A 25,419-nucleotide genomic window follows, 5' to 3' on the forward strand; every position below is an offset into this window, starting at 1 on the left:
CCAAGCGATGTTCACGCCATTCCGGCGAGCGGGCTTTCGTCGCACGGCCGCTGCGAAGCCCGCACGGCAGGCAGACCGAGGAGGACCTTCCCCCGCTCTCCCCGTCGCGAGTGGTCCTGCGTCGCACGCGGCACCCCTGAGTTGTCCACAGTGGTCAGGAGTTGGGCTCCGTGTCCCTTGACGCACTCCGGGTCGGGACCGTCCAACGGCAGCCCGGTGAAGAACTTCGCTGCCATGCATCCGCCCTGGCAAGCGTCGAACGCCGGGCAGGATGCGCACGTGCCGCCGGTCTGCGCCGTGCGCAGCTCGGTGAACAGGGACGAGTTGCGCCAGACCTCGCCGAACCCGGCGGCACGGACGTTGCCGGCCTTGAACACGTCGTGGATCGCGAACGGGCAGGCGTAGACGTCGCCCACCGGGTCGATCAGGCACACCACGCGGCCGGCGCCGCACAGGTTCAACCCGGGCAGGGGGCTGCTGCCCAACGCGTTGAGGTGGAAGAACGAGTCCCCAGTCAGTACCTCTTCGCCGTGGTCCAGCAGCCAGTTGTAAATCTGCATCTGCTGCTCGGCCGTCGGGTGCAGTTCGTCCCAGACGTCCGCCCCGCGCCCGGAGGGACGGAGCCTGGTGATTCGCAGCTGGGCGTCGTAGGAGTCCGCGATCACTTTGAGCTCGTCGAGCTGGTCGACGTTCTGCCGGGTCATGACCACCGAGATCTTGAACCCGCGCATCCCGGCCTCCGCCAGGTTGTCCATGGCCCGGCGCGCCATGTCGTAGGAGCCGGGACCGCGCACCGCGTCGTTGATCTCACGGGTGGCGCCGTCCAGCGAAATCTGTACGTCGACGTAGTCGGTGGCCGCGAGCTGGCGCGCCCGTTGCGGGGTGAGCCGGACACCGTTGGTGGAGAACTTGACACCCACATAACGGGACACCGCGTAGTCGAGCAGTTCCCAGAAGTCCGGCCGGACCGTGGGTTCTCCGCCACCCACGTTGACGTAGAAGACCTGCATCCGCGCCAGCTCGTCGACGACGGACTTGATCTCGGCGGTGGCCAGCTCGTCCGGGTCGCGCCTGCCTGACGAGGACAGGCAGTGCTCGCAGGCGAGGTTGCAGGCATAGGTCCACTCCCAGGTCAGGCAGATCGGTGCATCGAGACCGTGCTTGAACTGCTCGACCAGGGGCGGCACCGGTTCGGTCATCTCCCGGCGCTGCTCGACGATCCTCATGGCGATTCCTCGTCCCTCTCCGAAAGTGGTTGTCGGCGAACGATCATCTCGGCCTGCGCGAGGGAGGCCAGGGCTCGCAGGTAGCTCGGCCGTTGCCGGTCGGCGACCTGGCAGGCGCCGAGCGCCTCGTCGACCGAGCCGTGGTCGGCAAGCTGCTCGACGACCTCGACCAGCCGTCGACTCTTCAGGAACGACAGCCGCCGCGTCCCGAAGTGGTAGGCGAGCGCGCCGAAGGGTTCCGGCCGCAGGGCCACCTGCGGGTTCTGGCGGTACGGGAGGTTGGGCTGGAAGGCCGGGCTACCCATCGCGAACCACCGTCCTCAGTAGACGCCGCACATGCCGTCGATGGAGACCTCTTCGACCAGCATCTCCTCGACCACGTCGCGAGATTCGTCGTACTCGGAGATTCCGGTGGTGTGCTCGTACTCGGTTCCGAGGCTCTGCTGCTCCATTGCTTCTCACCTCTGCTGCGGGGATCTTGTGGGAAAGTGCGCCGCCAACGCTTGCGGCAAGAACACGCTACGAACGCGGCGGCACACGGCTCGCCATGCGACTGGACCTTCCGCCCCCGTCCGTTCGAACAGGTCGAACCCCGGCCACCACCGGCGGCTGAGCCGTGGGGCTGGGGCACCTGTCCGAACGGACGGGTGCGGTCCCCACCGATCGTTCGGACCGCGCTTCCGGAGGACGGGTCTTGGTTCCAGAAGGGTTCTCGGGCGTGACGCACCGCACTACCTTCGCCACTCAGCCGGGCCCGATCCCGACACCGCCCGGACCAGCCGTAGCCAGTGGTCAACGTGCAACGCCGCGCGTGGAAAGGACTGCGAAATGCAGGTCGATGAGCTGCTCAAACCGTTTCCCATCAAGGAGTTCCACCCATTCCCACGCGCCTTGATGGGCCCGGGCGCGCACGAACTCATCGGTCCGGAGGCTCTGAAACTGGGCTTCAAGCGGACCCTGGTGATGACGTCGGGACTTCGCGGCACGGACATCGTGCACAAGATCGCCGAGTCCATGAAGTACCACGGCCTGGAGGTCGTGGTGTACGACCAGGTCGAGTCCAACCCCAAGGACTACAACGTCATGGACGCCGTCGCGCTGTACCAGGAGAACGCCTGCGACTCGTTCGTCTCCATCGGCGGCGGCTCCTCCCACGACGCCTGCAAGGGCGCGCGGATCTCGGTCGCACACGACGGACGCAATGTCAACGAGTTCGAAGGTTTCAACAAATCGGAGAACCCGAAGAACCCGCCGCACATCGCGGTGTCCACGACGGCGGGCACCGGCTCGGAGACGTCCTGGGCCTACGTCATCACCGACACCACCACCGACCCGGACAATCCGCACAAGTACGTCGCCTTCGACGACGCCTCGGTGGCCAGCCTGGCGATCGACGACCCGGTGCTGTACTACGACTGCCCGATCGACTACACCGCGCAGTGCGGTTTCGACGTGCTGGCCCACGCCTCCGAGCCATACGTGTCTCGGTTGAACTTCGAGCCGTCGCTGGGCAACGCGCTGCACGCGATCAGGCTGACAGCGCGGAACCTGCGGCACGCGGTGTGGAACGGCCAAGACCTCCCCGGTCGGGAAGGCATGATGTACGCCCAGTACATCGCCGCTCAGGCGTTCAACTCCGGAGGCCTGGGCATCATCCACTCGATCTCGCACGCGGTCAGCGCCTTCTACGACACCCACCACGGGTTGAACAACGCCATCGCGTTGCCCCGGGTGTGGGCGTTCAACATGCCGGTTGCCTACCAGCGGTTCGCCGACATCGCCGAGGCGATGGGCGTGGACACGCACGGCAAGACCACCGTGCAGGCGGCCGACGCGGCGCTGGACGCGGCCATCCGGTTGCTGCGCGACGTCGGCATCCCGGAGCGGTTCGCCGACGTGCATGCCGACACCTACTCGAAGAACCGGTTGGGGCAGGGGCCGACGAAATTCTACGAGCGAGCCAAGGAGATCAAGGGCGATGCCGAGGACGTCGACCGCATCACCAACCACGTGCTCGGTGATGCCTGCACCCCGGGCAACGCCAAGGAATGCACGTTCGACACGGTGCGTCCGGTGGTCGAGCACTGCATGACGGGCGAGTTGGACGACCTGCTCAGCTGACCCGCGCGACCGGCCGTGGTGCCGCCCTGACCCGGCGGCACCACGGCTTCCCCGCTCACGACTGGAGGTTCCCGTGCCCGACACCATCTCGGCCCCGCCCCACACCGGCCACGAGCAGTTCGATTCGGTCGAGGAGGTGATCGCGAAGTTCGCCGAGTGCGGCTACATCGCGGACCGCCGACTGGCCACCACCGTCTTCCTGCAGTCCAGGTTGGACAAGCCATTGCTGCTGGAAGGACCGGCCGGCGTCGGCAAGACGGAACTGGCGAAGAAGCTCGCCGAGGTCACTGGCCGACGCCTGCTGCGCCTGCAGTGCTACGAAGGGCAGGACGAAAGCAAGGCCCTCTACGAGTGGGATTACGGCAAGCAGATGCTCTACACGCAGATGCTGCGTGACAAGATCGGCGAGGTCATCGCCGATGCGCCGGACCTCGCCACTGCGGTGGAACGCATCGGTGCGCAGGACAGCGTGTTCTTCTCCGACCGGTTCCTCGCCGCCCGGCCCCTGTTGGATGCGATCCGCGGCGAACAACCGGCGGTGCTGCTCGTCGACGAGGTCGACCGGGCCGACGAAGCGTTGGAGGCGGTGCTGCTGGAGTGCCTGGCCGAGTTCCAGGTCTCCGTCCCCGAAATCGGTACCTACTCGGCTACGACACCGCCCTACGTCGTGCTGACGTCCAACAACACCCGGGACCTGTCTGCTGCGCTCAAACGCCGTTGCCTGCACCTGTTCCTGGACTACCCCGATCACGAACGCGAGCTGGAGATCGTCAGGTCCAAGCGCACCGGTCTGCCGGAGAACCTGGCTCGCCAGCTGGTGACCGTGGTGCGCGAACTGCGCAACCTCAAGTTGCGCAAGGCACCGAGCATCTCGGAGACCATCGACTGGTCGCGCACCCTGGCCGTCCTCGGTGCGGAGGAACTCGATGCCGAGCTGCTCTCGGAAACCGTGAACGTGGTGGTGAAGTACGAGCGCGACCTCCAGCAGGCCCTCAGCGCCATCCCGCGCCTGGTGGACCCGAATCGGCAGGTCCCCGAGGACCTGCACGGCCACGGTAACGGGCATGGCCACGGGCATGGCCACGGGCATGGCCACGGTAACGGGCACGGGCACGGGCATGGGCATGGCCACGGGCACGGGCACGGGCACGGGCATGGCCACGGGCATGGGCACGGCCACGGGCATGGGCACGGGCATGGGCATGGGCATGGCCACGGGCATGGGCACGGGCATGGCCATGACGACGAGGTCGACGGCCGCGAGGTTCGAGCCGCCAAGGACCTGCCCGGACGTTTCGACGAGAACTACTACGGAGCACCCGGCTCGGGCACCAAAACCCTTTCGCAGCAACGGGTCGGCGGTCAGGGCCACCGAGCGTTCGGCGCCGCCACGCGGCGTCGTCCCTAGCCTCCGGCTCCCGAATTCGCGGGCGCACGTGCGGGCCGCTGACAAGGAAGGCCATCATGCAATCCGCTCTGCACCGGTTCGTCCGCCTACTCCGGCTGTTCGGCCTGCGCGTGTCGGTGTCCGAAGCCACCGACGCGATGCGCTGCGCCTCACAGCCGGGCATGCTCCACACCAGGGACGCGTTGCGCGACGCGCTCAAGGTCGCCCTCGTCAAGGACCGGCGCGATGAGGAGATCTTCGACGAGGTGTTCGGCGCGTTCTTCTCACTCCAGCCGGTCGTCGGGGACGAGAACGGTCACGGGCACTCGCACGAACACGACGATCTCGCCGACACCGGCGATCTGCAGTCCTTCACCGTCTCCGAGGAACCGTCCGACGTCCCCCAGCAGGGGCACACCCACGGCAAACCTGCGGACATCCGCGACTACTTCGCCCCGGAAGACCTGGCGCAGCAGTTCAACCTGCACCAAGAGAGCAACAAGATCGACCTCGCGGCTATGACCGACGAGGTCGTCTTCTCCAACAGCGACACCGGCGCGGGAACCGGTTCGGTGCCAAACGTCCAGTTGGAGACCGAGCGACTGCACAACGCAGGAGTTCCCGGCCAGCTCGCGAACCACACGGGCCACCGGGTCGACACCCAACTATCCGTCGCCGAGGAGCAGACCCTGCTCGACTGGCTGGCCTGCGAGGAAGAACCCGACGACCCGCTTGCCTCTCCACGACGTCAGCTCGCCGGTGTCCTGGAGAACCTCCCCGAACTGCTCAAGCGACACCTCGCCAGGCTCGCCGAGCTGGAGTCCACGGCGCTGGAGTCCCGCGAGATCACCAGCGGCCGGCTCGACCGAGTCGACGAGCAGGAACGGCAGCAGCTGGAGGAATCGCTGCGCCGGATCGCCCACAGCCTCCGCGGGGCCCTGACCAGTCGACGCCGCAACACGCCGCGGGGGCGGGTGCACCCCGCTCGCACAATGCGGCGGAACATGCGCTACGACGGCGTTCCCTTCCGGCCGGTGACGATCACCCGCGCCGAGGACAAACCGCGCCTCGTCGTGCTGGCCGACGTCTCGCTGTCGGTGCGGTCGACGGCCCGCTTCACGCTGCACCTGGTGCACGGACTCCAGTCGATGTTCGGCCAGGTCCGCACGTTCGCGTTCGTCGACGAACCGGTCGAGATCACCGAACTGTTCGCCGACCACCCGCTGGAACGCGCTCTCGGACTCGTCTTCGACGGCCTGCCGCAGGGAGGTGTGCTCGACGTCGACGGCAATTCCGACTACGGCAGCACTTTCGTTGCTTTCCTGGAAGAGCACGGCGCCGCGCTCAACCGCCGCACCACCGTGCTGATCCTCGGCGACGGGCGGGGCAACGGAAACGACCCTGGCGTCGAAGCTTTCGCCGAGATCGCCAGGCGGGCCCGAGAAACCCTCTGGCTCACGCCCGAACCCCGCTACTCCTGGTCGCTCGGGAAGTGCGATCTGCCGCTGTACGCAGAGCACTGCAGCAAGGTGCGAGTCGTGCGCGACCTGTCGGGCCTGGAGCGTGCGGCGGAGACGATGGCCGTGGAGGTGACCGGCCGGTGAGCGCACCCGATCCGGCGCAGGCGGCATTGCACCGCATCGATCCCCTCGGGTCTGCCGAGCGGCCCGCTGACCGGCTGGTAACGGTGGTCCGGGACAGCGGACCACCCCGCGACCACTACGCGCAGGTGACCCGCACCCGGCACTTCAGGCTGCACCGGCGGGAGCAGCGCGTCGAGATCACCCACTGGATTCAGCCCGATCAGCTGGACAACAACCTCGCCGGGATCCTCGCAGAGGAGCTCTTCGCCCCGGGATGGCTCAGCGGTGCGGAGATCTTCGAGCGGGTCTTCACCGGGGTGGTCCGCTCCGTCATCGACGATCCGCTCCGCGCCTGGATGACCTTCTACGACAACACCCTTGCCCGCATAGAGGAGTGCTGGTCCCGCCCCGTCGACGAGCCCGCCCCATCGTCGATAGCCAGCTTCGCCCCGGTCTACCGCCGGGCCATGCAGCTGGTCCCGCCGGGCAGGGTGCTGGACATGGGCTCCTGCTTCGGTTTCCTGCCCCTCCTGCTGGCCCAGCGCGGCCAGAACACGGTCATCGCCTCGGACCTCGTGCCAGGAAGCATGCAGCTCCTCAGCGCCGTCGCCGAGGCGCGCGGTACCCGACTGCACACCCTGGTTTGCGACGCAGCCCGGGTGCCGCTGCCGGACCGGTCGGTGGACGTGGTCACCGCGGTGCACCTGTTGGAACACTTGGACGCGATGCAGGGCGAGGTGGTGCTGGTCGAGGCGCTTCGGTTGGCCCGCCACCGGGTCGTGATCGCCGTCCCCTTCGAGGACGAGCCCACCGCCGCCTACGGCCACGTCCGCACCTTCACCCGCCAGGACCTGGTCGAGCTCGGCCGCGCAGCGGGACACCGCTTCGAGGTCGACGAAGACCACGGTGGCTGGCTCGTCGTCCACGTCGGCCGATGAAGAGCCGCGAGCCGTTTGGTCGTTTCATTTAAATCTTAAGGCCGAGCCACGCCGTGAAATTCGCGATACTGTCTGACTTCCGCCGCTCGGCGAGCGCGATAGCTCGCGCAGTCTCGTGCACCTGCGGGTGTTCTGTTGACCGGATTACTGGGCGACACGCCGTCTAGATGGGGCTGCTTGTCACTGGGTAGTCGGTAGATCTGGTCCACCTTGATCGGAGAGGTGGACGAGGGTGTTTGACGAGGTTGAACGTAATGTCGGCTCGATCCGGCTTCCGCGGTGGGGACGAGTTGTGTCGGCTGCGGGGTCGGTGCCGTGGCTGGTGGTCGATCCCGATGGTGTGCCGGTGGAACCGGTGCGTCGGTTCCTGGTTGAGTTCGTGGCCCGGGACAACCGGCCGGGCTCGGTGCGCAGTTATGCCTATGATCTTCTGCGGTGGTGGCGGTGGCTGCGGGCCGTTGGGGTGGACTGGGACAAGGCCACCCCGGCTGAGGTTCGGGATCTGGTGCTGTGGCTCAAGCAGGCTGCCAAGCCCGGACAGAGGCCGCGGACGAAATCGGCAGGCACTGCGGGCTGTGTCAACCCGATCACTGGCAAGCGCCATCAGGGAGACCAGTACGAGCCGCGAACAATCCGGCACTCGAACGCGGTGCTGCGGAGCTTCTACCAGTTCTGGATCGAGGACATAGGTGCGGGCCCGCTGATCAACCCGGTGCCGCAGGAGCGGGTCAAGGGGCGTCGGCCCAACTCCCATCACAACCCTCTGGAGCCGTTCCGGGCTGAGGGCCGTCTGCGCTACAACCCCAGGGTTCCCAAACGGAAACCTCGGGCGATGCCCGACGAACGGTGGAACGAGCTGTTCTCGGCTATGCGCTCCAATCGGGACCGGGCGATCCTTGCGGTGGCGGTCAGCAACGGCGCCCGAGCGTCGGAACTGCTCGGCGTTCGAGGCGTCGATTTGGACTGGGGAGATCAACTGGTCCGCGTGATCCGTAAGGGCACCCGCACAGAGCAGTGGCTGCCCGCCAGTTCAGAGGCGTTTGTGTGGATTCGCCTGTATTTGGCCGATATCGGCGACCTGCTGGATCGAGACGAGCCGCTTTGGCTGACCCTCCGCCGCCGTGACCGGGGCACCGGACTGCGGCGTCAGCCGATGAACTACGAGGCTCTGCGTGCGGTTTTCCGTCGCGTTAACGCCGTCTTGGGAACGAACTGGTCCATGCACGATCTCAGGCACACTGCGGCGATCCGGATGAGCCGGGATGAGTCACTGTCCATGCGGGACGTGCAGACAATCCTAGGCCACGCGCACCTGAGTACCACGTCGGATGTGTATCTCGTGGAGGACGAGGCACAGGTGGTCCGTCGGGTCCAGCAGCATCTGACCGACCGGCAGCAGCCGCAGCAACCACCGCCGGTGGCGGTCGGATATGACGACGCAGACCTCTCGGTGTTGTTCGGGAGGAACCCACAATGACCACCGCGACAGTCCAGCTGAACCTCCGCAGCCGCCAAGGCCGACGCATCACCAACGACCACTTCCATCTGCTCGATCAGCGGCGAACCGGCTCCGCCGACCATCTGCCAATCGAGGATGTCCTGCGGTTGCTGCGCCAGCTACCGGACTGGCCAGGCCGCGCCGAGCACCAGAACCGGATCACCAAGGGTGCCCGTGTGATCTTGAACTGGCTGCTTGAACACCCCGGTTCAGGCTGGCAGGACAGATGGGTATCGGCCGGGGCCGACGGCGGCCCGGATTGGCTTGACGGGCTCGCGCCGGAGGACACACGTCAGCCTCACACCAAGCGGTATCAACACCTTGTCGGGCTGGCTGCCTTGGTGCTGTGTCGAGTGATCGTGCCTAACTACGACTTTCTTACCCGCTACCGGTCCAACAACCTGTTCGACCGGACACGGATGGTCATCTCGCCGAAGTCGTTCGCCCGCGTCGAGCGCGCCGCGATCGAACGGGGACTCAGCGCCCGCGAGCGCGGTGAGGCGTTGAGCGTGTGCAGCAAGATCGTGCTGCGCACCGGCAAGGACCTCGACCAGGTGACCGCGGAGGACGTGCTGGAGTTGCACGCCTGGAGCCATCGCCACTGCGGCAGAGCGGTCCGGGGGCTGCACCTGGCTTGGGATCTGCTCAGCGTGCTCGGAATCACCCCGGAAGGCGTCACTCTGCGGGCGGCCCTGAAACGAGGGCAACTTCGCACCGGGGAGTTGGTCGACGACTTCGATATCCAGTGCCGGCCTGTCCGCGATGTCCTCGTCCGCTATCTCGACGAGCGTCGGCCGGCGATGGACTACGGCTCGTTCCGCAGCCTGGCCAGCCACCTGGCCGGGCGTTTCTGGGCCAACATCGAGCAGCACCATCCGGGTATCGACACCCTGCACCTGCCAGACGAGGCGGCCCAGGCATGGAAAGAACGGGCGCGATTGTTCGTCACCAAGGACGGACAAACCAGGGAGAGCAAGGACTTCCACCGCCTCTTCATGCGAGTGAGGGCCTTCTATCTCGACATCCAGGAATGGGCGCTGGAGGACCCCAGCTGGGCGCCATGGGCGGTTCCCAGCCCAGTGCGCAAGATCGATACCCAGGGATATATCAAGTCCCGCAAGAGGATTATCTCCGAGATGCACCAGCGCGTCCGAGAGCGACTTCCTCATCTTCCGCTGTTGGCCGACGTCGCCGAACGCCTCCGGGCCGAGACAGCGGCGTTGCTGGAAGCCGCCGGCGAGCACGATCCGGGTGAAGTGTTCGACCACGCAGGCACTCGCTACCGCCGGACAGCCCCCAAAGCGCTGACCAGGACAGCCCGCCAACAGGCGAACCTTCCTATCGAAGCGCAGAACCTGGCCACCGATGAGACGACCAACCTGACCCGCCGCGAAGACGAGGCGTTCTGGGCCTGGGCGGTCGTCGAAACGCTCCGCCATACCGGCATCCGCCTCGAGGAACTACTGGAGATCACCCATCTAGCGTTGGTGTCCTACCAGCTGCCGGATACCGGTGAAATCGTTCCCCTGCTGCAAATCGTGCCGTCCAAAGGAAATGAGGAACGGCTGCTGCTAGTCAGTCCCGAGTTGGCCAGTGTCCTGGCCACCGTCATCACCCGGCTGCGCAAGGACAATGATGGAGCGGTCCCGCTCGTCGCCCGCTACGACCCGTATGAGCGAGTCACTGGCCCGCCCCTGCCGCACCTCTTCCAGCGAGCGTTGGGCTCCCGCCACATGACTATCAGCGTCACCACGGTCTACAAGCTCATCAACACAGTGCTGGCCGCTACCGGTCTGCGGGATGCAACAGGCCAGCCGCTGATCTACACGCCGCACGACTTCCGCAGGATGTTCACCACGGACGCGGTGACCGGCGGGCTTCCGGTTCACATCGCAGCAAGGTTGCTTGGTCACAAGACCGTGGCCACAACGGAAACCTACCTGGCTGTTTTCCAAGAGGACTTGGTGCGCTCTTACCGCGCCTTCCTCGACAAGCGGCGAGCCATGCGGCCGCAGGCCGAGTACCGCGAACCGACCGCAGAAGAGTGGCGCGAGTTCCAGCAGCACTTCCAGCTTCGCAAGGTGGCGTTGGGAGACTGCGGCCGTCCATATGGGACGCCGTGTCAGCACGAGCACGCGTGTTTGCGGTGCGCCATGCTTCGGATTTCTCCCAAAGAACGGCCCCGCCTGGTCGAAATCATCGGCAATCTCAAAGATCGCATCCAAGAAGCGAAGCTGAACGGGTGGCTCGGCGAGGTCCAAGGACTCGAAGTCAGCCTGAACGAGGCCACAAAGAAGCTCGTCCGCCTGGATCGCATGCGTGATCGACAGCCCACCGGCCCAGTCAACCTCGGCATCCCCATCATCCGCGACCCACAATGACCGACCTCGCCAACACGGCCCCAACATCACACTGGTGCCGCGATGTCGATACCCACAAGGTGCTGAACCCTGCCCGTCGATCATTAGTCCGGAAAAGATAGCGCGTCTGCTGCGGAGCTACCCGCCGGGCTGCGTTCAACGCCTTGAGTGCCTTAGAGTGCTCGCCGGAAAGAACCCAGGCGCGCGCCACGTCTTGCCAGTGGTGACCGGCTCGCGTCGAGTGCACATCCGCCGGAATCCGCAATGCCGAGCCATCGCGAGCCGCACGCCCAGGGTCTCCGACCTCTAGTGAGACCGCGACATCATGTATTTCTACGTTGCCGGGACCGAAACTCGTGTCATAGGCGGAGGGTGTACGACCGATCTTCGCGCCGATCGCCCGAGCTTCGACGATGTGCTCACGTGCCCTGCTTTCATTGTTGTTACGCGCACACAGAATCGCGCCACGCAGGTGTGCGGAGCCCCGGACCGCGAGAATCGACTCAGTATCCGGCCCTTGATCCAACAGGTTAAGTGACCGATCGACCAAAGATTCGCCTACGTCATACGCAGCGTAGGACAGCAAGAGCAGAGAACGATAATTCGCCGCACGAGCCAGCAGATCCAGGGCACCAGCGTTCTCAGCGGCGGTCTCCATCCGATCGACAGCCTGAGTCGCCAGTGTCATCCAGCCGAAGCTGTACACCATCAGCCCAATGTTCGCGAACGCTTGCGCCAGCAGCCGGAGCGCTTCTTCGCGGTCCCCGCCCGAGGTGGCGCTTTCTTCCATCCCGCGAATCTGCCGGAGCAAGATAGGTGTGCGCGCAATCGCTTGACGTGCTTTGTCGTCCTGCCGCATTTGGCGCACGAGTTCTAGTTCATTGCGGATCTCGTCAACGGGCCCCGGCTCTACCGCCTGGATGTAAGATCCCTCAGCGAACAATGTTCTTAGTTCTGCAAGTCCAGGAACGCCGCCATCGTCATCAAGGAGATCACGATACGGCTGCCCATAGAGTTCTTGGATCTCGATATTTAGCGCTTTGGCGACCGCTGCCACGAAGGCGGGCGACGCCGGTTCGCGGCCTTGCTCGACTGCCCGGACCATGCTGGTGCTGTAGCTGGCTCGTTGGGCCAGTGCGCGTTGATCGAGGCCCGCAACCTTGCGTGCCATCGCTACGCGTTCGCCGATCGTCAAGCCCGATGCAGCGGCGGGCATGTTGGCCTCCTGACCTGTGGAACTACGGCAGCAACAGCGTACGTCCCCGTGATCGTCGCACGACACCGCTAGCGCTCACTGTCACTTTACTGTCACTCCACGCACACGAACCCCTCTAGTTTCGTAACCACGCGAACACCAGAAGTAACCACTTTCGAGCGGAAGGATCACGATGCGGCTGGTACCTGGGGAGACGGTCTCTAGTGGTCAAGTGCTGTCCAGGCCTGAGATTCAGCCGGCGGTGACCCAGCCGTGACCGCCTCAGCCTGGACGTGGGTGGACTGGACGGGAGTTCGTCACTACCGCACCGACGCCAAGACCACCCGGTGCGGGCGTGTGATCGCACTTCCCGATGCCGGTACCGCGAGCGCCGGGGACTGCTGGCAGTGCTGGCCGCGCGATCACCTCGTGTTCCAACCAAGACCCTCCGACCCGCCCCTGTGAGGCTGCGATGCCGCGTCGAACGTTCACGCCCGACTACGCCACCACATGGCGGTGCTCCGCCAAACGATGCCTGTTCACCGACCCGGACCCCGCAGTGGTCGGCCAGCACGAGCACGACGCCCACGGCCCCGCATGGATGGCCGCCGATCAGGCCCCGCAACCCACCGCCGGGGTGGTGAGCCCGCAGTGAGCCCCCTCTCTTTCCGGACGCTGATCAGCCTGAACAACATCGCCCACACCATCCAGAGCGGAGCGACCCGCGCCCTGTGCGGTGTTCCCCTCACCAGCTTGTTCCCACAACACCCGCAGCGTCCCGCGCCAACGCCGTGCTCGTCCTGCCCAGCGAAACTCGCGCGACTGCGAAGAAAGGCGGACGCCCGATGACCGCCACCACCATGATCGGACTTCCGATCCGCACCCCACACATAGCCGTGCTCCACGAACTTGCGTCCTCCCCGGTTGATTGGTTCCCCAAGAACACCGGCAACGGCGACGACATCGAGCACGCCGAGGTGTGGACCGACCACCACCGGGTCACACATGAACGTCACCCAACCCACGACGGGATGACCCGCTGCGGCAAGCGGATTCTCGGCAGCGACGCCCCCAGCCATGCCCGCGTATACCCAGTGGGTTGCCGCCTCTGCGCGGCCGCACACGCCCACTCCCCGTAAGCCCCGGTGCGGGTGCCGTCAGTCCGCCCCCCGACCGGCACCCGCACCGGAACCACGCCCCGAAACAACCGCCCGAACACGGCCAACGCGGCGCAAAGCCGCCCACAAGTTCGGTCCGATGCTGTCGCCGCCGATTCCCTTCGCGGCACCGGGCCGCGCCTGGCCAAGGCACGACAACCCCGTACCGCTGCCTTGGCCAGGCATCCAAACCTCACCAACCGTCCACAGTGAACACCCAGAAGGAGAATTCCGTGTCCATCGCCGAACAGGCACAACAGCTGCACGCCCTGGCCGACGAAGTGCCCGTCGGCCAGGCCGAAGCGCTCAAGGGACAACTCGAATCCATGGCGCAGCAGGTCGCTGGCATCCTTGGAGACACCTCCAGCGCCCAAGACCTCCACGGCCAGATCAGCGCCGTCTCCAACGAAGTGGGCACGGTCTCGACCGGGCTCGAACACCTCCGGCAGATGGTCATCGAGAAGGCCGCATACCACCAGCAGTGATGAATGACCAGACAATCAGCGGTCAGGTGGAAAACCTCCGTCTGACCGCTGACGCCATACCACTGACCGAAACCAACGCACTCTGCGACACCATCGAAACCCTCCGGGACCAACTCGCCGAAATCCTCGGCACAGACAACGACGCTGTTGCCGCCGCACAGCAGATCGCAGTAGCAGCCGCCGAAACTGTCCGCGCTCTCGTGAATCTTCAAGCGAGGATTCAGGAAGTCGCAAGCCGCCAACGCGGACACGTATCCGGCAGCACCCCGACCCCAGTGCGTTCGAGTGGCTCCCCGCAAACGCCACGTCAGCGAACTTCCAGAGCAGTCATCGACAAAGGTAAATTCGATTACACTTTTGGGAAAGTCAACTCAAGTAAGCACGCCGCCGACAGGTCGAACCAAATCAAAACCGAACTAAGCCGCATTAGGATATTCGACAACCCTAAAGGTAGAGAGATTATTCGTGAGCATTTGGAGGATGTGGTAATATCCGACAATAATATTTCGCAGGTATCAGATCACAGCTGGGGGCGTCGACAAGTGCGTGAATCACTTCTAGCGGGCCCGGGTGGTTTCATGAAACTTCAAACCGTCTGGCAAGAGAGCAGCGACGGAGACCTTCAACTAATCACGCTCATCCCCTTTGGAGGAAAAAATTGATCACAGAGCTAGCGGTACCCGCGGACCAGGAATTTCTCGACCAGTTCGGCGAGTCGCCCCAACGAGGAGAAGAGCCCTGGATCCGCTACGTTACCATCCCAACTGGTGACGGAGAGCTGCACGTCAGTTTCGACACCGCAGAATCATCAGTCCGCTTCGATTGGTATCGAGGCGATGATTTGATCTGGCATTGCTACCGAGAGCAGGCCACGACCCTGCAAATCGAAACCAGTGAAGGCGAAACACGCCTCGCGGCCACCTTCGAGTCCGAAGACCTGAAAGGTCAACTCAACGTGCGTGTGTATCCACACGTGGGCATTCACGATTCAACACTGCGCGGTTAATCGGACCGCCATAGTGGACGCCCCTATATGCTTGGCTCATGTGGGGCGTTCCTCTGCAGAAAAAGGCTGGTACGTCCTACCTCTTCGGAGGGTTGGAGGATGGCTGTGGCGGCGGCGTGGGCGAGCGCGTGCTGCGTTGCGGCGTCGAGTCCGAGCCGGTTCCAGTGGAAGATCACGTGGTGGGCCACCCGCGACCCGTTGCGGCGCGGCCCGCGGCACCGCCATCGCGACGGAGCGGCGACGGAGCCGCCCATCGAGCATCCGCCCAGGACGACCTACGGCAGCTCCAACCGGTCCAGCAGGGCCAGGATGTCGGCGGCCGGACTTTCCGCTACCAACCCCACGCGCCGCCGCGGCGAAGGTCGCCACCTGGCCGTGAGTGATTTTGGGTGCCATAGCACCGAAAAACGCTCACGGCACCGCGCACACCAACCGTCAGATATTCCCGCTGGTACTGGGGCCTGAAGCTCTATCTCGTATGCACCGGGGACGGGATGCCGGTCATGTGGTGCCTGGCCAACCCCAAGATCGGCGAACGTGAGGTGCTGGCGGCCTTGCTCGACCATCCGTCACGAAAGCGGTATAGCAGAAACCGCCATCGAGAATGTCCACATAGGTCCCATCGGTGACCCACAGCTGGTTCGGTGCCGGCGCCCTGAAATCTCGTTCCGCCAGGTCACGCGGCCTGGGGTCCGCACTGCCGGGGATCGTCGTCCGCGGCCGGTGCCGTGTGGGCACGACCCCGGTCATGCCTTCGGCGCGCATCAGTCTCTCAACCGTGCACCGCGCTACCTTCACGCCCTCGCGTAAGAGCTGTTTCCACACTTTTCGGGCCCCGTACATCCCTTTGCCCTGCTGTCCCCAGACCGCCCGGATCTCCGGGATCAGTTCCTCATCCCGCGACCGGCGATCCGACGGCTGCTCCGTTTTTCTGCGCTCACCAGGACTGTTCGGTGCGGACGTTCGCCGAGCAGGTAGAGGGCCTGACCATGCGCCATGCCCGGCGGAGCCTGCCGCTGCGCGGGATGCTGGAGTCGATCGGGCTGGCGCTGGCCGGCCGTGCGGGAGCCCCGACTGGCCAGTCGTCTGGGGCTGCGGACGGGACGGGACACGCTGTTGCGGCTGGTGCGAGCCGTGCCCGACCCGCCGGTGGAAGCGGTAACCGTGCTCGGAGTGGATGACTTCGCGATCAGACGTGGGCAGAACTACGCCACTATCTTGCTGGACATGGCCACCCATCGACCCGAGAGAACGATGTGCTGGAGGGCCGGGAGGCCGACACCCTCGCCGAGTGGCTCAAGAAGCATCCCGAGATCCAGGTGATTACACGCGATAGGTCCGGAGCCTATGCCGAGGGCGCTTCCCGCGGTGCGCCTCAGGCGGTGCAATGCGCGGACCGGTGGCACCTGTGGAAGAACCTGGGCAGCGCATCCTGCTCACGACTGATCCCCAAGATCCGGCCGTCAGAAAGTTGATCACGCAAATTGCGACAGAACCCGTCAACCTGGCAGGCGACACCCCGGCGGCATTCCCTATCGCAGGAAACTATCGTCGCCCGAGCCCGCCGAAGCCCGCGAAGCGTCGTGGCGAAGCCACCTCGCACAGGCAAAAGTGCACGTCACAGCCGCTTGCCCAGAACAAGGCAGCCCTATTCAGGTCCACGAAGGAACCAGGCGCATCCCCTTACTTCATCATCGCCTCTTCAAACGTTCCTCTGGGTTTGCCGAAAATGAATACTGGCAACAGCCACACGGAGGAGACTGGTAACCTCCCTCACGTGGCAGATTCGTCTGTCAGCTGCCACGAACTAGGGACCACTGAAGCGGGTGTTTTGCCATGGTCATGGGACCACTTGGTTGCCACTAATGGGACCACCTGGCGTGTCGTGCCGGGACGGTTCTCGATTGTCCACATGGGATCGATCCAAGTTGATCGACTTGGAGGTCCTGTGGGATGGCGTACCGGGAGGTTGCTGTGATCGAAGTTCGGGAGATGTTGCGGGCCTGGATGGCGGGTAAGGGTCTGCGGAGGGTGGCTGAGCAGGCCGGGGTGGACCGTAAGACGGTCCGCCGCTACACCGATGCGGCGGTGGCGGCGGGGCTGGATCGTGACGGCGGCGAGGATCAGCTGACCGACGAGCTGATCGGGCAGGTGGTGGCCGGGGTGCGCCCGGATCGCCCGGCTGGTCGTGGCTCGGCGTGGGAGAGCCTGGAGACCGAGCGTGAGCAGATCGTGGAGTGGGTCGGCAAGGACCTGACGGTGGTCAAGATCGGGGAGTTGCTGGCCCGCCAGGGGGTGGTGGTGCCGCATCGGACGCTGCACCGTTTCTGCGTGGAGCGCACCGGCTACCGGGACCGTGGCGCTGGAGACACGGTGCGGGTGGCCGATGGCACGCCGGGCGTGGAGTGCCAGATCGACTTCGCCAAGATGGGGCTGCTGTATGACCCGTCGGCGGGGCGGCGCCGCGTGGTGCACGCGTTGATCTTCACGGCGGTGTTCTCGCGGCACATGTTCGTGTGGCTGACCTTTGCGCAGACGCTGGAGGCCGTCGTGGCCGGGTGCGAGGCGGCGTGGCGGCACTTCGATGGAGTGTTCCGGGTGCTGATCCCGGATAACGCGTCGGCGATGGTGGCCAAGGCGGACGCGGTCAATCCGCAGTTCACCGTGGGCTGGCTGGAGTACGCGCAGGCCAGGGGCTTCGTCACGGACGCGGCCAGGGTCCGCTCACCCCAGGACAAACCTCGGGTCGAGAGGACTGTGCAGTACGTACGCGGCAACTTCTTCGCTGGCGAGACCTTTGTGGACCTGGCCGACGCCCAGGCCCGCGCCGAGACCTGGTGCCGGGACAAGGCCGGGCTGCGGATCCATGGCACGATCCACGCCCGCCCGGCGGAGGTGTTCGCCGAGCACGAGGCCACCGCGCTGCTGCCCGCCCCCGAGACGCCGTATGAGGTGCCGATCTATGTCGAGGTCAAAGTGCACCGCGACTACCACGTTCAGGTTGGCAAGGCGCTGTACTCGGCCCCGAAGGCCTACATCGGCCAGCAGGTCCAAGCCCGCGCGGACGCGGAACTGGTCAAGCTGTTCCACCGCGGCCAGCTGATCAAGACCCATCCCCGGCAGCGCCCCGGTGGCCGCTGCACCGACCCCGAAGACCTGCCCGCCGAGAAGACCGCCTACGCGCTGCGTGACCTGCAGCGGCTGACCCGCGCCGCCGCCGCGCACGGCGAGAACGTCGGCATCTACGCGGAACGACTGCTCGACGACAAGCTGCCCTGGACCCGGATGCGGCAGGTCTACCGGCTGCTCGGGCTGGCCAAACGCTATGGCTCCGGACCAGCCGACACCGCGTGCGGGAAAGCCCTGGACATCGACGTCATCTCCGTCACCAAGATCGCCTCGATGCTGGAGCACGCGACCGAGAACACCCCCACCCCGGCGCCGGCGGCCGCACGAGCGGCCACCCCAGCCCGCTTCGCCCGCGATCCGCGCGAGTTCCGGCGGGTCAAGCCGTACTGGATGAAAGTGATCGACGGCGGAGGGGAGGCGACGACCCGATGAGCGCCACAACGATGATCGACCCAGTCTCACCCGAGCTCAAGCAGGTGCTGCGGGCGCTCAAGCTCGGCAAGATGCTCCACACGCTGCCCGAACGGCTCACGTTGGCCAAACAGCAGCACCTCTCGCACGCGGCGTTCCTCGAGCTCGTGCTGGCCGACGAGGCCACCCGCCGCGACACCCAGTCCGCGCAGCTACGGGCCCGCAAAGCCGGCCTCGACCCCGGCATGCGCATCGAAACCTGGGACGAGTCCGCCGCGGTGCGCTACGACCGCACCCTCTGGAACGAACTCACCAGCCTGCGATTCCTCGACGGCCCCACGGAGCCTGCCTGCTCGGAGCGGTCGGGGTCGGCAAGACCCACCTGGCCACCGCGCTCGGGCACATCGCCGTCCGCCGCCGCCACAGCGTGCTCATGCTCCGCGCCGACGCGCTGTTCAAACGACTCAAAGCCGCCCGCCTCGACAACAGCGTCGAGGCCGAGATGCGCCGGCTGACCCAGGTCCGGCTCCTGCTCATCGACGACTTCGCACTCCAGCCCCTGCACGCCACCGAGACCGCCGACTTCTACGAGCTCGTCGTGGCCCGTCACCACACCGCGTCCACCGTGCTGACCTCCAACCGCGAGCCTGCCGAGTGGCTGGCCATGATGAGCGACCCCCTCCTCGCCCAATCCGCCGTCGACCGGCTCACCTCCACCACTCACGAACTCGTCATCGAGGGCGAGTCCTACCGGCAACGACAGAAACCCGGACACGCGCCCTCCGACGCGTCCATTGACACCACCACGACGGGAGACCACGATGCTCACTGAGCCGACCACGTGGTCCCATCCCCGCGGCAATACCCCGGTCCCTTCCTCGTGGCAAATGACATTCGTCGAATTGTCAGCAATCCGAAAACCACGCATCGTCGCATGACAATGCGACGTCTGAGTGTTCCTCCAGTGAAATCACGACAGCCGGTACGCACAAGGCGGGTCCGCGGGAATGGGCTGCGGTCGCGGTGCTCACCTTGCCGGTCCTGCTGATCTCCGTCGACATGACGGTCCTGAATTTCGCCGTGCCGCATATCAGCCGGGACCTCGGCGCCGGTTCCGTCGAACTGCTGTGGATCGTCGACATCTACTCGTTCGTGCTGGCCGCGCTGCTGGTCTCGATGGGCGCGCTCGGCGACCGGATCGGCCGGCGCAAGCTGCTCATGTTCGGCGCCGCCGGGTTCGGCGTCGCTTCGCTGGTCACCGCGTTCGCCCCGAGTGCCGGCGTGATGATCGCCGCCCGGGCCCTGCTGGGAGTCGCCGGCGCGACACTCATGCCCTCCACCTTGTCGCTGATCCGGAGCATGTTCCCCGACGGCCGGCAGCGACAAACCGCCATCGCGGTGTGGGCTTCTGCCCTGTCGGCCGGTTCCGCGCTCGGACCTCTGCTCGGCGGCGCGCTGCTCGAATTCTTCTGGTGGGGTTCGCTTTTCCTCATCAACGTGCCGATCACGGTCCTCGTTATCGTTTTCGCACCGATCCTGGTGCGTGAATCCAAGGCCACGCAGCTCGGCAAGCTCGACCCGGTGAGCGTATTGCTGTTGGCCGCCGCGATGTTCCCCGTGGTCTACGGCATCAAATCGTTCGCCGAACACGGATTCGATCCGCTGGCCGCGGCCCTGTTCCTGGTCGGTGCCGCCAGCGGGGTCGCGTTCGTCCGCCGTCAGCTCAAGCTCGACGAACCGCTGCTGGATATCGGACTGTTCTCCATCCGTCCGTTCAGCATCGCCGTGATGCTCAACCTGATCACGCTGTTCGCGATGATCGCGGCACTGTTCTTCCTGACCCAGTACCTCCAGATCGTCCTGGGCCTCAACCCGTTCGTGGCCGGCCTGTCGCTGCTGCCCGGCCTGCTGCTCGCAGTCGTTGCCAGCTTCCTCGCGGTCCCGGTCTCCCGGTGGCTGCGCACCACCGGAACACTCGTCGTCGGTGTCGGTCTGATGGTGGTCGGGTTCGTGATGTTCACCCTCCTGCCCGACGGCAGGCAGGTGACCTTCGCCGCCATCGCATTCTCCTTCGTGTGCTTCGGCATGGGATTGGCCCAGACTCTCACCAACGACGCAGTGGTCAGCTCTGCACCAGAAGAACGCGCAGGCGCGGCATCTGCAGTATCGGAAACCGGCTACGAACTCGGCGCCGCACTCGGCGTGGCCGTGCTGGGAAGCGTCCTGCTGGCTTCCTACCAATCCGGAATGCCCAACGCACCGGGCGAAGCCGCGCGCAGCGTCGCAGGTGCCGCGGAACTCGCGGGAAATTTGCCCGGCGGAGCAGGCGAAGCTCTGCTGCAGCAGGCGTTCTCCGCGTTCATCAGCGGCATCCACGTCACCAGCGCGGTCGCGGCAGCAATCCTCATCGCCGCCGCGGTGACCACGGCCGTGGTGCTGCGGAAATCCCGTGTGCCCGAAACGGAAACCCGGGCATGCTGACCCTTCCGGCATTCCCCGGCGAGACGGCCCAATTCGTAACACCACCGTAGGCCATGCCTGTTGAATGTCGGAAATCAATCGCGCCACATACGCCCGGCAACGGCCACAGACGGCCATTCCTGGCAACGGGGCCACGTCGGAAGCGTGCCGATCGGTCAGCACGCACGAAAAAGTAGTCGCTCACGCTCGGTTCTCCACGAATCGGACAGGGTGAGCGACGGAAGGATCACGAGCCGTCCCGGTCCACGGCCCGCTGGCGGGAGTCACCGCCAGCATATTTCAGCCGCACGGCCGGCGGCCCGCCACGAACACCACATGGCCGCCAATGGCCGCTACCTGCCGCGTCACTTGCTCACTGCTCACGGAAAAACGCTGGTCTCCACACCCATGAGCAAGAGCAACGGGTTGAACGCCGGCCACACCGCCGGCCCGAGTGCACCCGTCGGGAGGTCACCGAAAGCGGCTATCCTCACCGAATCACGATCACCGTCAGCAATCAGAAGGGAACGCCGCGTGTCGGCGCTAGGAGAAGTCGTCTCAACTCGTCAGAGACGGCACAGTGATTCCCGGCACCCTCACGGAAGCGGAAGGCCCGAACCATGCGCGCCGACGCGCTACGGGCCTTGGCGCACGGGTGGCGGACCGGGCGCGGTGCCCGCGACGCGGCCGGGGGCATCGGATGGTTCGCCACCATCCCGGTTCCTCCGTGGGCCACAACCGACGCCCGAGAGCGCGCGGCCCGGCTTGCGGCGTACGCGGCCGAACGTCCGGACAATCTCCAGGCCCAAAACCCCAGCTCACACCACCCACGGATCAGTCACAAGAGCCCTAATTGGTACCGAGTACCGAAGTTCAACAGACCAGTTCTCCGAGCCACGACCGAAAGCGGAATCCTGGAAGCTTGGCAACGTCGCCGGATTCTAGCTCTACACCGGCGAATCCTAGATTTGTCGTGCGGTCGTCGAACGGACTCTCGGCCACCCGTGGACAGTCAGATCAGTTTCCTCTTGCTGGCTTCGTAGACGGCCTCGGCGCGGGTGGCGGCTCCGAGCTTGCGCATGATGTTGCGCACGTGGAACTTGACCGTGGTTTCCGATATGAACAGCTTGCTCCCGATGTCGCGGTTGCTCAGGCCGCGCGCCAGTTCTCGGAGCACGTTGAGTTCCCGTTCGGTGAGCGGGGGCTCGCTCGTCGGTGCGTTCATCGACTGCACCATGGCCGCAGCGGATCGCGAGTCGAACGAGCTCTCCCGACGCGCCACCGCTCGGATCGAACGGACCAGCTCCGTGGTGTCCACGTCCTTGACGACGTAACCGCGGGCGCCGCGGTGGATCGCGTCGACCACCAGGCCGCCGTCCAGGAACGTCGTGAGGATCAGTACCCCGAGATCCGGGTGCTGCCGGGTGAGCTCCCCGCAAAGGGCCAGGCCCTCCATGTTGTCCCCAGTAGACAACTTGAGGTCCAGCAACACGATGTTCGGCCGCGTCCGCTCGACGACCGCAAGCGCCTCCCTCGCCGTAGCCGCCTCCCCCACGACCTGCAGGTCGTTCTCGCGTTCCAGGACCGACCGCAGGCCGTGCCGGACGATCGCGTGGTCGTCGACCAGCACGATCCGAACGTGCTCCGACGCACCAGTCGATTTGTCGGGCTGCATCGGGACTTCCTTCCAGGTCCTGGTCACATCGTCACCTCCGAAGACGTCGGCGACGGCAGCGGAACACGCAATTGCAACGAGATCCCGCCCATCCGGGACCGCCGGATCGACAGGGTCCCGCCGAGTTCCCGTGCCCGGGCAGCCATGTTGACCAGTCCTCGATGGCGCCCGGCGAGGTCCGCTGCTGAGGACAGGTGCAGCGACCGCCGCAACTGCGCGGGATCGCCGGTCCCGTCGTCGGACACGGTGAGCCGCAGGTGATCGGCCTTGTAGACCAAGTGCACCAGAGATCGGGACGCGTGCGCGTGCGCGACCGTGTTGAACAACGCTTCGCCGGTCAGCCGGAGAATCGAGTTCTCCGCCTCGGGCGGCAGCGGCGCTGGGGTGCCCTCCACGCGCACTCCCACCTTCAGGTCGCTGGGCAGGTGCACTGTGGACAGTTGTTGCAGCAGGACGGGCAACGAGCCCGGCGGTTCCTCAGCGCTGTGGTGGAGGGCATAGATCGCCGCGCGGAGCCGCTCGACGGCCTGCTGAGTGGCTCCCCTGGCCGGCGCCAACCGTTCCGCGACGCGGGCCGCTTCCGGCCCCATGGCCTCCAGCTCGGACCGGCACACCTCAATCGTCATACCGGCGCTGAGCACGTACTGGGTGACCGTGTCGTGCAGTTCCCGCGCGATGCGGTGCCGCTCGTCGTCGAGCGCCTGGCGCTGCATCGCCTCGACTAGGCGTCGCTGGGTTTCCTGGAGTTCGGCGTTGCGGGCGGCCAGGTCGCGTGCTTGCTTCGCGGCGGCCTCGGAAAGCTGCTCGGTGCGACCGCGCAGCTGTACGGCGGCGTGGAAGAGGAACGAGTTGTGCAACGCGACCGCGGCCTGGTTGGCCAGGACCCGCAGGATGGCCAGGTCGGTGTCGGCGACGGACACCTCGCTGCCCGGCCAGCCCACAATCCCGCCGACCGGCTCACCGTCCAGGGTCATCGGAGCCCGGACCCATCCGGGTCCGCTGGGCTCCCACTCGACCTCCCACGGACGCGACCGCACCCCGTCGAGGTGCTCGCCGACCTCGGCCGGCAATCCGGCCTCGTCGTCGATCAGCTCTCCGTTGCACAGCAACAGGAACCTCGGCCGCGCAGCGCGCAGCGCGCCGTCGGCGATCGCGAGGAGCAGCCAGTCCGCCTGCAGGTGCTCCGCGGCCGCCCGGACCACCGCCTCGACGAGGGTGCGCGGGCCCTCGACGGTCCGCACCAGTGCGCGGGAGATCCGGTCGAGCGCCTGCACCGCGTACTCCAGCCGTTCGGCCGAGCGGACGTACTCCGGGTAGAACGACCGCTTGCCCGAGCGCAGCCCGGTGAGCGCACCGAGGTCGGTGTGACTATTGGTGCCGTTCCCGGATTCCTTGCGCGCTGCCACCGTTACCTCGCTGTGCTGGCCAGGACTCACAATGCTGCCCGGAACAGCCGGTCGATGTCGACTTCGCGGGCATCTCGCGGATTGGTCGTCAGGCAGGCGTCCTTCAGGGTGTTGCGGGCGAGCAGCGGAACGTCCGCACCGGTCACGCCGAGCGAACTCAGGCCCCGGGGAACACCGACTATGTCGGCCAGTTCGCGGACCCGGTCGGCCAGTTCGCACGCCACTTCGCGGGCCGGAACGCCCGCGGTCTCGATGCCGACCGCCGCCGCCAGCGGAACGTAGCGCTCGGCGTCGGTCTCCGCATTGAACCGGATCACGTGCGGCAGCAGCACCCCGTTGATCACGCCGTGCGGCGCGTCCAGCAGACCGCCCACCTGGTGGCTCATCGCGTGGGTGGCGCCGAGGATGGCGTTGGTGAAGGCCATTCCGGCCTCCAGCGCTCCCTGCGCCATCGCCACCCGCGGCGCAGCCTCGGTCGGCCGGAACAACGTGCGCGCGAGGTTCTCGACGATCAGGTGCGCCGCGTGCAGGGAATGCTGATCGGTGAGCGTGTTGTGCGCCAGCGAGACGAACGACTCGATCGCGTGCGTGAGGGCGTCCAGCCCGGTCGCCGCGTTCAGCCAGTCCGGCATCGTGATCAGCAGTCGCGGGTCCACCAGCGAGATGTCTGGCACCAGCGTCCGGCTGAGGATGGTGATCTTCGTGGCCGCGGCGGTGTCGGTGATGATGGCGAACTGCGAGACGTCCGCACCGGTACCGGAGGTGGACGGGGCCATCACCAGCGGCGGGATCGGATGCACGACCTTGTCCACGCCCTCGTAGTCGAGGATGCGGCCGCCGTTGCCGGACAGGATCGCGACTCCCTTGGCCGCGTCGATCACCGAGCCCCCGCCGACCCCGATGATCACGTCGCTGCCGCTTTCGACGTAGCGCTCGTACGCGGCCTCGACCTCGTGGTCCTTCGGGTTCGGTGTCACGGCGTCCCACACGACCGCGGACAGCCCCACCCGCCTGAGGTGACCGACCGCCTCGGCCGCCCAGCAGGCCTCGGTGAGTCCTGGGTCGGTCACGAGAAAGGGTCGCCGAGCGCCAAGTCTCCGGGCGCAGTGCCCGAGTTCGGCCAGGGCGCCGGGCCCGAACACGATCTCCGGGACGTGGAACTTGGCCAACCGGTTCGTGGTGTCCGCTCGCACTCGCTCGCCCGCGGCTTGCGGGCCCTGGAGCAACTCGGCCCCGGGCGCTTCGCCTGCTTCTTGGTGCGGGAGACGGGGCATGCGGCTTCGCATGGTCATGGGGGCATCCTCCAAGCACCATGGCAGGGCTGTTCCGCAATGCTCGGCTGCACGCGGACCTCGATAATCTCCGGTTCCCCACCGACGGCT

The 25,419-nt window shown here is 66.1% G+C and carries 23 protein-coding genes and 2 pseudogenes; 17 read left to right on the top strand and 8 right to left on the bottom strand.

The window, feature by feature from the left end:
* Positions 1-11: 11 nt before the first annotated feature.
* From mftC to mftA, 3 genes are read right to left on the bottom strand one after another with little or no spacing between them, the layout of a single operon-like run.
* Positions 12-1,226 carry a mycofactocin radical SAM maturase gene (gene mftC / locus ACRXBZ_RS02270; RefSeq protein WP_433877545.1) on the bottom strand — a complete coding sequence of 405 codons (1,215 nt, stop codon included), beginning with the start codon at positions 1,224-1,226 and terminating at the stop codon, positions 12-14.
* Positions 1,223-1,531: a mycofactocin biosynthesis chaperone MftB gene (gene mftB / locus ACRXBZ_RS02275; protein WP_433877546.1), complete on the bottom strand. Its 309-nt coding sequence runs from the start codon at positions 1,529-1,531 to the stop codon at positions 1,223-1,225. The genes mftC and mftB overlap by 4 nt, the downstream gene beginning before the upstream one ends.
* A 15-nt stretch (positions 1,532-1,546) precedes the next feature.
* Positions 1,547-1,678 (bottom strand): mycofactocin precursor MftA, encoded by a 132-nt coding sequence (gene mftA, locus ACRXBZ_RS02280; RefSeq protein ID WP_246868644.1) that lies wholly within the window; start codon positions 1,676-1,678, stop codon positions 1,547-1,549.
* A 376-nt stretch (positions 1,679-2,054) separates the two neighbouring features.
* Between mftA and mdo the strand changes: the two genes are divergently transcribed.
* The 6 genes from mdo (at position 2,055) to ACRXBZ_RS02310 (ending at position 11,134) form a co-directional block, all read left to right on the top strand.
* The gene (mdo, locus tag ACRXBZ_RS02285) at positions 2,055-3,347 is read left to right on the top strand and encodes an NDMA-dependent methanol dehydrogenase (protein WP_168589261.1); all 1,293 of its coding nucleotides are present in this window, start codon (positions 2,055-2,057) and stop codon (positions 3,345-3,347) included.
* A gap of 73 nt (positions 3,348-3,420) precedes the next feature.
* Positions 3,421-4,755, top strand: a complete 1,335-nt coding sequence (locus ACRXBZ_RS02290) for an AAA family ATPase (protein WP_433877547.1) — start codon at positions 3,421-3,423, stop codon at positions 4,753-4,755.
* A gap of 56 nt (positions 4,756-4,811) precedes the next feature.
* Positions 4,812-6,338, top strand: coding sequence for a VWA domain-containing protein (locus tag ACRXBZ_RS02295; protein ID WP_433877548.1), 1,527 nt, complete (start codon positions 4,812-4,814; stop codon positions 6,336-6,338).
* On the top strand, positions 6,335-7,255 hold the full coding sequence (gene mftM, locus ACRXBZ_RS02300; protein WP_433877549.1) for a mycofactocin oligosaccharide methyltransferase MftM: 921 nt from the start codon (positions 6,335-6,337) through the stop codon (positions 7,253-7,255). Before ACRXBZ_RS02295 ends, mftM begins: the two co-directional genes overlap by 4 nt.
* Positions 7,256-7,487: 232 nt before the next feature.
* A complete protein-coding gene (locus ACRXBZ_RS02305; protein ID WP_433877550.1) occupies positions 7,488-8,732 on the top strand; it encodes a tyrosine-type recombinase/integrase in 1,245 nt (414 codons plus the stop codon).
* On the top strand, positions 8,729-11,134 hold the full coding sequence (locus ACRXBZ_RS02310) for a tyrosine-type recombinase/integrase (RefSeq protein WP_433877551.1): 2,406 nt from the start codon (positions 8,729-8,731) through the stop codon (positions 11,132-11,134). Before ACRXBZ_RS02305 ends, ACRXBZ_RS02310 begins: the two co-directional genes overlap by 4 nt.
* On the opposite strand, the gene ACRXBZ_RS02315 is transcribed toward ACRXBZ_RS02310, so the two are convergent.
* On the bottom strand, positions 11,115-12,329 hold the full coding sequence (locus ACRXBZ_RS02315) for a helix-turn-helix domain-containing protein (RefSeq protein WP_433877552.1): 1,215 nt from the start codon (positions 12,327-12,329) through the stop codon (positions 11,115-11,117). The two genes, ACRXBZ_RS02310 and ACRXBZ_RS02315, sit on opposite strands and share 20 nt — an antisense overlap.
* Positions 12,330-12,780: 451 nt before the next feature.
* Here ACRXBZ_RS02315 and ACRXBZ_RS02320 point away from each other — a divergent pair, with 451 nt between their 5' ends.
* From ACRXBZ_RS02320 to ACRXBZ_RS02345, 6 genes and pseudogenes are all read left to right on the top strand, one after another.
* On the top strand, positions 12,781-12,963 hold the full coding sequence (locus tag ACRXBZ_RS02320) for a hypothetical protein (RefSeq protein ID WP_433877553.1): 183 nt from the start codon (positions 12,781-12,783) through the stop codon (positions 12,961-12,963).
* Between the two features lie 190 nt (positions 12,964-13,153).
* A complete protein-coding gene (locus ACRXBZ_RS02325; RefSeq protein WP_433877554.1) occupies positions 13,154-13,447 on the top strand; it encodes a hypothetical protein in 294 nt (97 codons plus the stop codon).
* A gap of 251 nt (positions 13,448-13,698) precedes the next feature.
* Positions 13,699-13,950 carry a hypothetical protein gene (locus ACRXBZ_RS02330; protein WP_433877555.1) on the top strand — a complete coding sequence of 84 codons (252 nt, stop codon included), beginning with the start codon at positions 13,699-13,701 and terminating at the stop codon, positions 13,948-13,950.
* On the top strand, positions 13,950-14,612 hold the full coding sequence (locus ACRXBZ_RS02335) for a hypothetical protein (RefSeq protein ID WP_433877556.1): 663 nt from the start codon (positions 13,950-13,952) through the stop codon (positions 14,610-14,612). Before ACRXBZ_RS02330 ends, ACRXBZ_RS02335 begins: the two co-directional genes overlap by 1 nt.
* A complete protein-coding gene (locus ACRXBZ_RS02340) occupies positions 14,609-14,956 on the top strand; it encodes a hypothetical protein (RefSeq protein ID WP_433877557.1) in 348 nt (115 codons plus the stop codon). Before ACRXBZ_RS02335 ends, ACRXBZ_RS02340 begins: the two co-directional genes overlap by 4 nt.
* A gap of 440 nt (positions 14,957-15,396) precedes the next feature.
* Positions 15,397-15,522, top strand: a pseudogene (locus tag ACRXBZ_RS02345) (IS982 family transposase); the annotation flags it as partial.
* A 172-nt stretch (positions 15,523-15,694) separates the two neighbouring features.
* On the opposite strand, the pseudogene ACRXBZ_RS02350 reads toward ACRXBZ_RS02345, so the two are convergent.
* A pseudogene (locus ACRXBZ_RS02350) lies at positions 15,695-16,195 on the bottom strand (IS3 family transposase); the annotation flags it as partial.
* A 17-nt stretch (positions 16,196-16,212) separates the two neighbouring features.
* Here ACRXBZ_RS02350 and ACRXBZ_RS02355 point away from each other — a divergent pair.
* The 5 genes from ACRXBZ_RS02355 to ACRXBZ_RS02375 all read left to right on the top strand — a co-directional run bounded on the left by ACRXBZ_RS02355 (position 16,213) and on the right by ACRXBZ_RS02375 (position 20,977).
* Entirely contained in the window at positions 16,213-16,431 is a 219-nt protein-coding gene (locus tag ACRXBZ_RS02355; RefSeq protein WP_433877558.1) for a transposase, read from the top strand.
* A 478-nt stretch (positions 16,432-16,909) separates the two neighbouring features.
* Complete coding sequence (istA, locus tag ACRXBZ_RS02360) at positions 16,910-18,517, top strand: IS21 family transposase (protein WP_433877559.1); 1,608 nt, start codon at positions 16,910-16,912, stop codon at positions 18,515-18,517.
* A complete protein-coding gene (locus ACRXBZ_RS02365; RefSeq protein WP_433877560.1) occupies positions 18,514-19,011 on the top strand; it encodes an ATP-binding protein in 498 nt (165 codons plus the stop codon). The genes istA and ACRXBZ_RS02365 overlap by 4 nt, the downstream gene beginning before the upstream one ends.
* A complete protein-coding gene (locus ACRXBZ_RS02370) occupies positions 18,900-19,328 on the top strand; it encodes an ATP-binding protein (RefSeq protein WP_433883780.1) in 429 nt (142 codons plus the stop codon). The genes ACRXBZ_RS02365 and ACRXBZ_RS02370 overlap by 112 nt, the downstream gene beginning before the upstream one ends.
* Before the next feature lie 191 nt (positions 19,329-19,519).
* Positions 19,520-20,977: an MFS transporter gene (locus ACRXBZ_RS02375; RefSeq protein ID WP_433877561.1), complete on the top strand. Its 1,458-nt coding sequence runs from the start codon at positions 19,520-19,522 to the stop codon at positions 20,975-20,977.
* Positions 20,978-21,968: 991 nt separating this feature from the next.
* On the opposite strand, the gene ACRXBZ_RS02380 is transcribed toward ACRXBZ_RS02375, so the two are convergent.
* Genes ACRXBZ_RS02380 through ACRXBZ_RS02390 form a run of 3 tightly spaced genes read right to left on the bottom strand, consistent with a single transcriptional unit; the run spans position 21,969 to position 25,329 of the window.
* Complete coding sequence (locus tag ACRXBZ_RS02380) at positions 21,969-22,631, bottom strand: MadR family response regulator transcription factor (protein WP_433877562.1); 663 nt, start codon at positions 22,629-22,631, stop codon at positions 21,969-21,971.
* Positions 22,632-22,654: 23 nt separating this feature from the next.
* Positions 22,655-24,037 (bottom strand): MadS family sensor histidine kinase, encoded by a 1,383-nt coding sequence (locus ACRXBZ_RS02385; protein ID WP_433877563.1) that lies wholly within the window; start codon positions 24,035-24,037, stop codon positions 22,655-22,657.
* Positions 24,038-24,063: 26 nt separating this feature from the next.
* Positions 24,064-25,329, bottom strand: a complete 1,266-nt coding sequence (locus ACRXBZ_RS02390) for an iron-containing alcohol dehydrogenase (RefSeq protein ID WP_433877564.1) — start codon at positions 25,327-25,329, stop codon at positions 24,064-24,066.
* Positions 25,330-25,419: the final 90 nt, after the last annotated feature.

The organism is Saccharopolyspora hattusasensis, assembly GCF_050972075.1.
In the GTDB taxonomy this organism is placed as follows: Bacteria; Actinomycetota; Actinomycetes; order Mycobacteriales; family Pseudonocardiaceae; genus Saccharopolyspora; species Saccharopolyspora hattusasensis.

What these genes read in the sequence shown, in the direction of transcription:
- mftC (WP_433877545.1), bottom strand. Translation starts at nt 1,226, where the DNA reads ATGAGGATCGTCGAGCAGCGCCGGGAGATGACCGAACCGGTGCCGCCC.
- mftB (WP_433877546.1), bottom strand. Translation starts at nt 1,531, where the DNA reads ATGGGTAGCCCGGCCTTCCAGCCCAACCTCCCGTACCGCCAGAACCCG.
- mftA (WP_246868644.1), bottom strand. Translation starts at nt 1,678, where the DNA reads ATGGAGCAGCAGAGCCTCGGAACCGAGTACGAGCACACCACCGGAATC.
- mdo (WP_168589261.1), top strand. Translation starts at nt 2,055, where the DNA reads ATGCAGGTCGATGAGCTGCTCAAACCGTTTCCCATCAAGGAGTTCCAC.
- ACRXBZ_RS02295 (WP_433877548.1), top strand. Translation starts at nt 4,812, where the DNA reads ATGCAATCCGCTCTGCACCGGTTCGTCCGCCTACTCCGGCTGTTCGGC.
- ACRXBZ_RS02310 (WP_433877551.1), top strand. Translation starts at nt 8,729, where the DNA reads ATGACCACCGCGACAGTCCAGCTGAACCTCCGCAGCCGCCAAGGCCGA.
- ACRXBZ_RS02315 (WP_433877552.1), bottom strand. Translation starts at nt 12,329, where the DNA reads ATGCCCGCCGCTGCATCGGGCTTGACGATCGGCGAACGCGTAGCGATG.
- ACRXBZ_RS02320 (WP_433877553.1), top strand. Translation starts at nt 12,781, where the DNA reads ATGCCGCGTCGAACGTTCACGCCCGACTACGCCACCACATGGCGGTGC.
- ACRXBZ_RS02325 (WP_433877554.1), top strand. Translation starts at nt 13,154, where the DNA reads ATGACCGCCACCACCATGATCGGACTTCCGATCCGCACCCCACACATA.
- ACRXBZ_RS02335 (WP_433877556.1), top strand. Translation starts at nt 13,950, where the DNA reads ATGAATGACCAGACAATCAGCGGTCAGGTGGAAAACCTCCGTCTGACC.
- istA (WP_433877559.1), top strand. Translation starts at nt 16,910, where the DNA reads ATGGCGTACCGGGAGGTTGCTGTGATCGAAGTTCGGGAGATGTTGCGG.
- ACRXBZ_RS02365 (WP_433877560.1), top strand. Translation starts at nt 18,514, where the DNA reads ATGAGCGCCACAACGATGATCGACCCAGTCTCACCCGAGCTCAAGCAG.
- ACRXBZ_RS02380 (WP_433877562.1), bottom strand. Translation starts at nt 22,631, where the DNA reads ATGCAGCCCGACAAATCGACTGGTGCGTCGGAGCACGTTCGGATCGTG.
- ACRXBZ_RS02390 (WP_433877564.1), bottom strand. Translation starts at nt 25,329, where the DNA reads ATGACCATGCGAAGCCGCATGCCCCGTCTCCCGCACCAAGAAGCAGGC.